We start from the raw sequence: 11,678 nt of genomic DNA, 5'->3' as shown, positions 1-11,678 counted from the left end.
ATGAAACATTATATATACATCATATTCGGCGGATTACTGTGTTTAACCGCGTGTAAGAAGAATAATATTGAACAAATACCACTGGAGAAATGGACTGAGGACGTCATTTTTGATCCTACGGATTCTTTAGGAAATTATGCAAAGAACTTCCTGAATGATACCTATACCCAGTTGCCAACAGGCATTAACCGCATCTCAACTACTTTTAGTAGTGTCGCTAATAGTGATGTTTTAGATGCGGCAAGTGATGATGCCATTTCTTCAAGAAATGCGAGTAATGTGGAATCCTTTACCAATGGACGAATCAGTAGTTTCAACCCTATTGATGATGCCTGGGCAAGGAATTACGGGGGAATCAGGAGGGCAAATTACTACCTGGCGAACATCTACAAGGTTCCTTTTAAGCAGTCGATGGTGGTAGAGAAGAACTACTGGAATGCAGAGATCCGCTTTTTAAGAGCGATGTTCTATTTTGAACTGCTTAAACGTTACGGTGGTGTGCCTTTATTGGGAGATCGGATACTGACTTTACAGGATGATCTTGCCCTGAAAAGAAATACCCGCGATGAGGTGGCAGCTTATATTTTATCGGAGTTGGAAGTCGTAAAAGATCAGTTGAGACCTAATCCAATCCAGGATTCAGATATTGGCAGGGCTTCAAAAGCAGCAGCACTGGCTTTAAAATCACGTCTGCTATTGTATCTGGCTAGTCCGCTTTACAACCCAAATAATGATCCTGCAAAATGGCTTGCTGCGGCAAATGCGGCAAAAGAGCTGATGAATTTAACGAGTACCCTTGGCCTGGAAAGCAGCTTCCAGAGTACGTTTCTGAACCGTAAGAATAAAGAGGTGATCCTTGCTTTTCAAAAAGATGTGAACACTAGTGTAGAAGTAGACAATGCGCCGATTGGCTATACAGATGCGGTAGCGAGCAAAGGATTAACCAGTCCGACGCAAGAACTGGTAGATGCTTTTGGCATGAAAAACGGAAAGGCAATTACCGATCCAGGTTCTGGTTATAACGCTGCCAATCCTTATGTGAATCGTGATCCACGCTTTTACAATACCATTTTCCACAATGGCATGATGTGGGTAAAACGTGCCGTACAAACTTTTGATGGCGGATTAGATAAACCCGGAGGTATTGTTACCCAAACGCGTACCGGTTACTATATGCGCAAGTTTATGGCTGACTTTTCTAACTCAACCACTTATAGCAATCAGACGCACAATCCGGTGATTTTCCGTTATGCAGAAATCCTGTTGAACTTCGCGGAAGCACAAAATGAATATAGCGGGCCTTCTACGGAAGTACGAAAAGCGGTTGAAGACATCAGACAACGTGCAGGTTTGGTTCCTTTTGCTTTGCCAGCAGGTCTTTCTAAAGACGAATTGAGGGTAGCCATCAGAAATGAGAGAAGGGTAGAAATGGCTTTTGAAGAGCAACGTTTCTGGGACATCAGAAGGTGGAAAATTGCGGAACAGGTGCTCAATGGAAAATTGCATGGCATCAAGATCACGCAAACCACGCCTGGGGTATTTACTTATGCTCCTTTTGAGGCAGCATCGGTGACTTTCGACCAAGCAAAGATGTACAGTTATCCGATTCCATATTCGGAGATCACCAAAAACATAAACTTAACACAAAACCCAGGTTGGTAAACCCTTCCGGTTCATTTAAAATATACATAAACAGGTTATGCAAAGAATTATATATATAACACTTGCAATGGTTTTTTTCCTGCCAGGGCTCATTTTTGCACAAGGCAAAGTGATTAAAGGCTTGGTAAAGGATAGCGGCGGGCCGCTTCCCGGAGCAACCATTACAGAGAAAGGAGTTGCCGGTAGTGGGACTCAAACAAGTTCTGATGGGCGTTTTCAATTGACTTTAAAAGGCAAGGGGAATATCCTTGTGGTGAAGAGTCTCGGTTATATCAGTCAGGAGGTAAATGTTGCCAATAAACAAGAGGTTACGGTAAACCTTGTGGTAGATGCCAAAGGATTAGAAGAAGTGGTTGTAGTTGGTTTTGGTAAACAAAAGAAGATCACCAATACCGGTGCGGTAAGTTCGATTAGTGGCTCGGAAATCAGACAAAATCCTAGTGCCAGTGTGCAGAACACCCTTGCAGGTCGTTTGCCGGGTTTCTTTACGCAGCAAAGGTCCGGACAACCGGGAAAAGACGGAGCGGACTTCTTCATTCGTGGGGTGAGTAGTTATGCCGGCACCCAGCGACCTTTGATTATTGTAGATGACATCGAATACAGTTATTCTGATGTTTCGCAACTGGATCCCAATGAGATTGAGTCAATCTCTATCCTGAAAGATGCGGCTACCACTGCCATTTATGGGGTGAAAGGTGCAAATGGGGTATTGGTAATCACCACCAGAAGAGGGGTTACAGGAACACCAGTGATCAATTTTAAAACGGAACTTGGTTTACAACAGAAGACATTTGACCCGATATTCTTAGGTGCTTATGATGCTGCAGTACTGACCAACCAGGCTTTAAAGAACTCTGACCAGAGTTTACGTTTTACAGATAAGGATCTCCAGCTTTTTAAAGACGGAACAGATCCTTATGGGCACCCTGATATAGATTGGTACAATACATTAATGGATCGTAGCTCTTTGATTTCCAGAAATAACCTGGACATTTCCGGAGGTACAGAAAGCGTGAAATACTTTGTGTCTATGGGATACCTTTGGCAAAATGGGGCGCTAAAAGATTTCAGTGCCAAAAGCGATGTGAACAGCAAGCATTATTATAAACGTTATAATTTCCGTTCCAACCTGGATGTACAGGCCACAAAAACCTTGAGCTTTAGGTTAGACATGACTGGTCGTTTTGGCGAAACCAATGATCCGATTACCAATAGTCCGAATGGAAACGGCCTGATTGGGGAAATTTATAGTTACAACTTCTTACCACCCTTCGCCTATGCACCTTATAATCCTGATGGGAGTTTTGCAACAGGTTCTAATTTAGGCGGTGTCAATGTTATTGGCCGCTTAACGACACAGGGATACGAAAGAAGTTATGATAACGATTTGAACATCACTTTTGGCGGTACACAGAAACTGGATATGCTGACCTCGGGATTATCGGCAAAAGCCCTGATCTCTTATGCAAGTGCGCAGGTCAACGGTAGATCCTTAAAGAGATCTAATACCAATTTCCCGATGTATTACTACAATCAGGAAACAGGTGTGTATACTCCAAAAGATGCCACCGTATATCGTCTTCCACCATATGTCATCACGCGTTCCGCAAACGGGGCTTCCAGAACAACCAATGTTCAGGCTTCCTTAAACTACGACCGTACTTTTGGTGACCACAGGGTTTATGCCCTGGGATTGTATAACCAGAACAGTTATATCCAGAATGACAATAGCGTAACCGATTCCAGTATTCCTGCAAACTTTAGAGGAATGACCATGAGAACTGGTTATGATTTCAAGCAGAAATACCTTTTCGAATTCAATGCCGCCTATAATGGAACGGATAAATTTGTGGGTAAGAAACGTTATGGTTGGTTCCCTGCTTTATCTGCGGGTTGGAATATCGCCGAAGAGTCTTTCTTCAAAAAGAATGTACGTTTTGTCAACCTGCTCAAAATCCGGGGTTCTTATGGTTTGGTAGGCTCGGATAACATCGGTTCTTCGAAGTTCGTTTATGAGCAATCGTATACCAATGACGGCTCCTATTCCTTCGGTCAGCAACACAATAGTTTTGCGGGGATTAAAGAAGGTGCACTCGGTAATGACAACATCACCTGGGAAAAAGAGAACAAGACTGACATTGGTTTAGATGTTTCGATGTTCGAAGGCAAGCTATCTTTTACCCTGGATTATTTTAACAACAACAGGTATGATATTCTAACCACTCGTGCCAGTGTACCACTGACCATGGGTGTTGGCCTTCCTCCAATGAATATCGGTCGGGTAAACAACAGAGGTTGGGATGGTGAAATCAACTATAAAAACAATTATAAAGATTTCCAATACTATGCCAGAGGTACTTTTTCTTATGCGAAAAACAAGATTGTTTTCAGAGATGAAGCCAATCCACGTTATCCTTGGTTAGCAAGAACGGGACAGCCTATTGGCCAGGGCTTCGGTTATGTATTTGATGGTTACTACCAAAGTGCCGCAGACATTAGCAATAGTGCAGTTCCAACTACCCCTGTTAAACCTGGTGATTTAAAATACAAAGACCTGAATGGAGATGGGATTATTGATGCATTGGATCAACGCGCTATTGGTAGTCCGAATTTACCGAGTACAGTTATGGGATTGACCTTAGGATTTAGCTATAAAAATTTCAGTTTTAATATGCTGCTTCAGGGAGCTTATGATTATAGCATGTATTTTGCTTCGGAAGCGATAGAGCCATTGTCTAGTAATTTCCAGCCGATTCACTATCAGGCATGGACACCGGAATTGGGTAACAATGCGAAGTTCCCTTTGTTAGGAACCAACAGCACAATTAGCCGTGCCAACGTATCCCTTTCAGATTTCTGGTTGGTAAATGCGAAATACCTGCGTTTAAAATCAATGGAAATTGGTTACCAGCTACCAAAGTCATGGGTAACACCAATTGGCTTTAAAGGGATCAGGGTGTATACGAACGGTTATAACCTGATCACCTGGACTAACGTTGATAAGTTTTATCAGGCAGACCCTGAATCAACCAATACTTCCGGTTCCATCAATACGACAGGTGCGATCAGCGCTTATCCAAATCAACGCATCTATAATTTTGGGGTTACTTTCTCCTTATAACGATTAAAATCATGAAGACCATGAAAATAAAATTTATACACCTGGTGATGGCAGTGGTCCTGCTATCTGCAGGGGCTTGTAAAAAGGGAGGTTTCCTTGATGCAAAAATTGCCAGTGACCTGAATGAAGCCACTACTTTTACCGATAGTGTGCGCACGATTGCCTTTTTAACCAGACTATATACCGAAGTCGGATTTAACTTTGATGCCAACAGGTGGGAAGGTGGCGGCCATCCGGTATTGTCGGATGAAGCAGTGCCAGTCCGCTATACAGGGCCGCAAAATGATGCCATTCTCATGGCTAGTGGTGCCCTTTCGGCCTCCAGTACCAATGTGAGCAAACAAGTCCAGGTACTTAACAATTGGAAAACGCCATGGGAGAATATTCGCAGGGCGAATGTATTCCTGTTGAATGTTGATAAGAGTCCGATAAGTGCAGGTTTAAAAGCCAAATTGAAAGCTGAAACCCGATTTTTACGTGCCTGGTATTACTTTCAGCTGGTAAAAGTATATGGCGGTGTGCCTTTGATTGGCGATGCAACTTTTGGGAATTCAGATAACATTGATTTACCACGCGCCAATTACAGTGATTGTGTAGACTATATCGTGAAGGAATGTGAGGCTGCTGCGGCAGATTTACCGGATTTCGATACACAAATGCAACAAGATTATGGCCGCGTAACTAAAGGTGCTTGTATGGGCTTAAAGTCGAGAATGTTATTGTATGCCGCCAGTCCGCTTTTTAATGGTGCTGGGATTGCTACGGATGCTGCCTTGAAAAACATTACCGGTTATGCAAATGCGGATGCCGAACGTTGGAAGAAAGCCGCTGATGCCGCTAAAGACATCATTAATACCGGTACTTATGCCTTAAGGGAAGACAATGTGACCCGCATGGGTTATGGTTTTTACACGGTGTTTTTAACGCGATATAACCGAGAATACCTGTTTGGAAGGATGAACGCGCCGAACCGTGAGTATGAAAACAATTTGTTGCCAACTTCGAGAACAGGTTCGGGCAAGTCCAGCGCACCAACACAACAGTTGGTGGATGCTTTTGGAATGGAAAACGGCCTGCCGATTACTGATCCTGCTTCCGGATATAACCCCAATGACCCTTATGTGAAACGTGATCCTCGTTTCGGAAATACCATCATTTATAATGGTTCGAAGTTTTTCCTGGGTAGCAGCAATGCCATGGTTGCGGTAAATACCTTTCTTGGCTCCAGTCCGGATGGTCCAATCGCTACAGGACCGATTACTATTCCTGGTTATTACTGGAGAAAAATGATGGTGGAAGATGGTTCAGGAAATACAGAACGTGCTTATCCTTTAATCAGATATGGAGAGATTTTGTTGAACTATGCAGAAGCATTAAATGAATATCAGGGCGCAGTTCCTGAGGTATACAGCACTTTAATCCAGATCAGAAAACGTGCTGGTATTGTAGCAGGTACTGATGGTAATTACGGTCTTAAATCAGGAATAAGCAAAGCGGATATGCGCTTGGTGATTCAGAATGAACGTCGTGTGGAGCTGGCCTTGGAAGAACACCGGGTTTGGGATGTGAGAAGATGGAAAATTGCAGAGGTAACGGATAATGTGATGTTGAAAGGAATGAAGATCACTAAAACGGGGAACAATTTCAGTTATGAAGTGATCGACCTGAAACCTCATTTTTTCAGACCTGCATTTTATCTGTTCCCGATTCCGGAATCGGAAATTGCAAAGTCGCCTAAATTGCTTCAGAATCCAGGGTGGTAATTTAAGGATTGCTTTTTAGCTGATTTTTAAGCTTAGCATAATGGAAAAGAGACGGGCTCAGCACCGTCTCTTTTTAGTACCTTAACGACAATAAATTTAATTTTAAATAAACAGATCATTTGATCTGATATACCTAGTAGATGATGAGAAGTAAATCCCTGTTTTGCAGTTTGATGATGGTGTTTTTGTTGGTTGGAGGAATCTCCGCTACGAAAGCTCAGAAATTGATCAGAATGAGTAAGTACTATGTGGATAGCCACAATGGAAATGATGATTATTCCGGTAAGTCTCAAAAATTGGCCTGGAAATCTCTGGCCAAAGTAAATGCGCAGACCCTGGTTCCAGGGGATCAGGTGTTTTTGAAGAGCGGCGGGAAATGGGAAGGTCAGCTGCAACCAAAAGGTTCAGGAAGTAAAGGCAAGCCAATTGTGATTACTTCATACGGCAAAGGTGATTTACCGGCAATTGCTGCAAATGGTAAATTCAAAGACGCGGTACTGCTAAAAAACATCAGTTACATCACGCTGGAAAATCTGGACATTTCTAACCTGGACTCGACCGTTAAAGTTCAAAAAACAGGCCCTACCGGGGTTCGGATACTCTCAGAAAACATCGGTACAATTACCAATATCCGCCTGAATAACTTATATGTACATGATGTTAACGGCGACAATAAAAAAGGAAGTAATGAAGGGCATGGGATTTTTTGGGATTGTCAGGGACCAAAACCAAGTAATATTGAAAACCTGCTGATTGAAAATTGTAAGGTGCTTAAAGTAGACCGCAACGGGATCCGTGGAAACGGGACTTTTGGATTTCGTACCAATTGGTTTCCCAATAAGAATTTAATCATTCGTGGTTGTACGCTGGAAGATATCGGGGGAGACGGTATTGTGATCAAAGCTTTTGACGGCTCTTTAGTGGAGCATAACAAATTGTTTCGCATCAGAAACCGTGCTAAAGACAATGCGGTGGGGATCTGGCCACACAGCAGCGATAACACCGTTATTCAATTCAATGAGGTGGCTTATACTAAAAACCTGAACTGGTCTAACGATGGACAATCATTTGATATCGATGGGAATTGCAACAATACCATCATCCAGAACAATTACAGTCATGATAACGACGGTGGCTTTATGCTGGTTATTTCTGATGACATCAGTGCGAAAAGCAGAATGACCACGAATAGTATCATCAGAAACAACCTCAGCATCAATGATGGAAATAAACGAAAACGCTTGTTCAATTTTGCATTGGTGACAGATGACACAAAAGTCACGGACAATATTTTTTACAACAGCGGCCTGGATTCTGTGAAAATGGAATTGGTAGATATCGAACATGGTGTGCCTAAAAACGTAGTTTTTGAGGGTAATATCTTTGAATATCAGGGATTGGCTCAAGGAATTTTCAACAAATCTGCAAAGCAATTTGCCGCATTAACCTGGACAGGGAATGTGTTTAAAGGAAATATTACAGGAAAAGATAAACTACTAAATGTAAAAGAAGGTACTCCTGTAAAGAAAAAGAATTTGAAAGAGTTCCCCTGGAGTTTCATAAAGGTATTGAAGCTTGAAAATTTGTTATAAGTTATTGCATTTAAACTATATGTAAATATATAATCATCCCTAAACCCAATTTATGAGCACCAAATTCTTAACCCTTTGCCTATTGACGGCAACCCGTATTGCTGCGTGTAAGAAATCTGAAGTCGCCACAGATTCAAGTATCCTGGAATTGCCTGTAAATACGGTGTACACGAGTCTGCAATCCCGTAATTTAAACCTGATTTATTTTGTTCCTAATAGGCCTTTACAAAAATTAACATAATGCATCGACAAAAAATTATTGCCACGATCCTTTTCTTTCTGTTTCAGCTGGCTGTGACCACAGCAAAACCCGTTTCTAATGTCGTAAATGGAAGAGAAACCATTCCATTTAATGCCAATTGGCAATTTTATTATGCTTACAATTTCGAAACAGGTATAAAAAAGGAGCGGGTAAATCTCCCGCATACCTGGAATGCCAATGAGGTACTGGAAGGTGTGGCGGAGTACAAACGAACTTCAGCGATCTATGAGAACAAATTGAATGTTCCGCAGGCATGGGCTGCCAAGAGGCTATTTCTTTATTTCGAAGGGGCTAATAGTGTGGCTACAGTATTTGTGAACAACAAATCTGTGGGCGAACATAAAGGTGGTTATACCGGTTTTGCGGTAGAAATTACTGATTATGTAAAGCCAGGAGACAATTCTATTGCTGTTCAGGTGAGCAATGCTTACCGTTTGGATGTCATTCCATTGCATGGTGATTTCAATGTTTATGGAGGCTTGCACCGTCCGGTTTCTTTAATTGTAACAGAAAAAAACTGTATCAGTCCGCTGGATTATGGTTCTTCAGGGGTTTACCTGAGCCAGAAATCGGTTTCTGAAAATTCAGCAGAATTGGAAATACTGACAAAATTATCTTTGTCTGATGCTAAAAATTTAAGCTTAAAAACTTCCCTTCTGGACCAGGAAGGGAAGGAAGTACGCTCCATCACCACTCCGGTAAATGCTGGGAAAGATGCGCAAATGAAAAACGAAATGCGCATTCAAAAACCACATTTATGGAATGGTAAAGCCGATCCTTATCTGTATCGTGTAACTGTAGCCCTTCTTCAGGATGGAAAAGTAATCGATCAGGTTTCTCAAGCTCTGGGTTTCCGCTACTATCGCGTAGACCCAGATAAAGGGTTTTTCCTGAATGGGAAATATCTTGATTTATATGGTGCAGGCAGGCATGAAGATTGGTCGGGGAAAGGTTCTGCCTTGACTGACGCGGACCATGATCAGGATATGGCGCTGATGAAGGAGCTGGGTGCGACAGCCGCAAGGTTAACCCATTATCCACACAGCAAACATTTCTACGATTTATGTGATCAGAATGGCCTGGTACTCTGGTCAGAAATTCCATTTGTTGGGCCGGGTGGGTACACTGGAACCGGCTATGTGAAGGACCCACAGTTGGAAGAAAATACAAAGAAGATGTTGACCGAGCTGATTCGTCAGAATTACAACCATCCTTCCGTTTGCTTCTGGGGTTTATTTAATGAGTTGAAACTTAATTACGACGATCCACAACCCTTTATTAAGGAATTGGCGGCTTTAGCTAAAGCGGAAGATCCGGGAAGGTTAACCACCTTGGCCTCCAACCTGGGCAGTAAGGACTTTACTGAGCTGACCGACCTGATGGGCTGGAACCAGTATTTCGGCTGGTATGGTGGTCGTTTTGATGAGGTTGCTAAATGGGCTGATCAAACCCATAAAACTTTAGCTGGCAAGCCGATTTCTATCTCTGAATACGGTGCAGGTGCAAGTCCTTTTAAACACAGCGAAGCACTTAGTGCTCCGGAACCAAAAGGACGTTTTCATCCGGAAGAATGGCAAACTGCTTTTCATGAAAAACATTGGGAAGAACTAAAGAAACGCCCTTTTGTATGGGGAAAATTTATTTGGGTATTGGCTGATTTTGGCTCTGCCATCAGGATCGAAGGAGACGATAACGGCATTAATGATAAAGGCCTGGTTACCTACGACCGTAAGATCAAGAAAGATGCTTTCTATTTTTACAAAGCAAACTGGAATCCGGAACCCATGGTGTATATCGCTGAGCGAAGAAACACAGCGCGCAGTAAGGCAGTGACTACCGTAAAGGTGTTTAGCAATTTGCCAGAGGCAGAATTATGGGTCAATGGAAAAAGGATCGGTAAAAGCAAGAAGAACGCCATGAACACCATGCTTTGGGATCAGGTAAAGCTGAATAAAGGGCAGAATGTAATCCTCGTAAAAGCAAAATCTGCTGCGGGAATTCTGGAAGATACCTGTACCTGGGAGCTGCAATAAGTAAAAAGATAATTTCAGACCGGTTGGCCTTTATAAACAATTCATAAAGGCCAACCGGTCTTTTTTATAGGTGGTAACCTTGACTTTGCATTTCTGCCGCAATAAAGCGGTGGTATTGCTCGATATCCAATGGATAATCCCAACATCCCATTCTATGGTATAATTCTCCTCCGAAACCGGTTTTAAACTTATATAGTCCATACAATGGATGGGCAGGATCCGGCTGCGGTGCTACGCCAAAAAAGTCATATTCCAGGCATCCTTTGTTTTTAGCAATCTTCATCGCTTCCCATTGCAAGGCATAGGTGGCCATATAATTCCGGTTGCTGGAAGAAGAAGCCCCATAAAGATAAGTTCCTCTTTGCCCTGCAATAACGAGGAACATCGCTGCAAGCGGTTGTCCGTCGATGTCTGCCAATAAAAGTTCTACTTCTGCCGGTGAGGCCGTATCTTCCGCACGTGCAGAAAGTACCGTTCTGAAATACTCAATGTCATTGATGTGGATGCGGTTCCTGAGGGCAGTTTCCTGGTACAGTGCATACCATACCTGGAGGTTTTCCATCCCTACCCGGCTCACATTCACCCCTTTTCGATGAGAAAGGTTGATGTTGTACCTGGTTTTTGCTTTCATGGAATTTAACAGGGTATTCTCGTCCTTTTGCAGATCCAGAAAAATGGTATTCGAAGGCAGAATATCAGAATTTGTCTTTTTCAGGTTCCAGTTGGTCGTGTTAAAATTAAAACGAAACTCCTGGTATTTTTTTTCCGGTGGACCGTTCCAGATGCCGGATTCGTCAAAACTGTCATTTTCTTTTGCCCAATGGGATTCCCAAGCCAGGTCGTACCTGATCAGGATACATTTCTGAGGAAGGTGGGAGCGGAGGTTTTCCGACAACTCTTCCAGGAATTTTCCCTGGTATTCTTCGTTGGGCTCGATCTCCGGACCATAAGGAACATAGGCAATGCTATGTTCACTATCCAAGGGCTGGAGCAATACCAGAAAATCAGCATGCGTATAAGTATTCGTTAAAGCATCGTGATAAATGTCTTCATTGTTGACTTTAAAATCGAATGCTTTAGATTGGAGGCCTTGTTGGGTTTTTACTTCCGACCAGAATGCAGTTTGCTGAACTATTGAAGTCTCATAAACTTCTTTAATGTCTTTTTTATCAATGGCTATATTCATCTTTTTCCTTTCCAACCGCAAAGGTCGGGAATTATATAATGATAAGCCAATTTAAGACA

General features: G+C 42.5%; 7 protein-coding genes. 6 read left to right on the top strand and 1 reads right to left on the bottom strand.

Annotated elements, in window-relative coordinates:
* The 6 genes from GM920_RS11140 (at position 1) to GM920_RS11115 (ending at position 10,433) form a co-directional block, all read left to right on the top strand.
* Entirely contained in the window at positions 1–1,662 is a 1,662-nt protein-coding gene (locus GM920_RS11140) for a RagB/SusD family nutrient uptake outer membrane protein (protein ID WP_182957066.1), read from the top strand.
* A 37-nt stretch (positions 1,663–1,699) separates the two neighbouring features.
* A complete protein-coding gene (locus tag GM920_RS11135; protein ID WP_182957063.1) occupies positions 1,700–4,783 on the top strand; it encodes a SusC/RagA family TonB-linked outer membrane protein in 3,084 nt (1,027 codons plus the stop codon).
* Between the two features lie 20 nt (positions 4,784–4,803).
* Positions 4,804–6,546, top strand: a complete 1,743-nt coding sequence (locus GM920_RS11130) for a RagB/SusD family nutrient uptake outer membrane protein (RefSeq protein WP_182957061.1) — start codon at positions 4,804–4,806, stop codon at positions 6,544–6,546.
* Between the two features lie 140 nt (positions 6,547–6,686).
* Complete coding sequence (locus GM920_RS11125; RefSeq protein ID WP_182957058.1) at positions 6,687–8,138, top strand: right-handed parallel beta-helix repeat-containing protein; 1,452 nt, start codon at positions 6,687–6,689, stop codon at positions 8,136–8,138.
* A 52-nt stretch (positions 8,139–8,190) separates the two neighbouring features.
* Positions 8,191–8,379 carry a hypothetical protein gene (locus GM920_RS11120; protein WP_182957055.1) on the top strand — a complete coding sequence of 63 codons (189 nt, stop codon included), beginning with the start codon at positions 8,191–8,193 and terminating at the stop codon, positions 8,377–8,379.
* Positions 8,379–10,433 carry a glycoside hydrolase family 2 protein gene (locus tag GM920_RS11115; protein WP_182957052.1) on the top strand — a complete coding sequence of 685 codons (2,055 nt, stop codon included), beginning with the start codon at positions 8,379–8,381 and terminating at the stop codon, positions 10,431–10,433. Before GM920_RS11120 ends, GM920_RS11115 begins: the two co-directional genes overlap by 1 nt.
* 64 nt (positions 10,434–10,497) lie before the next feature.
* Here GM920_RS11115 and GM920_RS11110 read toward each other — a convergent pair whose 3' ends face one another.
* Positions 10,498–11,619, bottom strand: coding sequence for a lipid II:glycine glycyltransferase FemX (locus GM920_RS11110; protein WP_182957049.1), 1,122 nt, complete (start codon positions 11,617–11,619; stop codon positions 10,498–10,500).
* Positions 11,620–11,678: the final 59 nt, after the last annotated feature.

It is taken from the genome of Pedobacter gandavensis (assembly GCF_014172405.1).
Taxonomy (GTDB): domain Bacteria; phylum Bacteroidota; class Bacteroidia; order Sphingobacteriales; family Sphingobacteriaceae; genus Pedobacter; species Pedobacter gandavensis.
The sequence above is the reverse complement of the archived record's forward strand: the minus strand, read 5'-3'. Positions and strand labels throughout refer to the sequence as shown.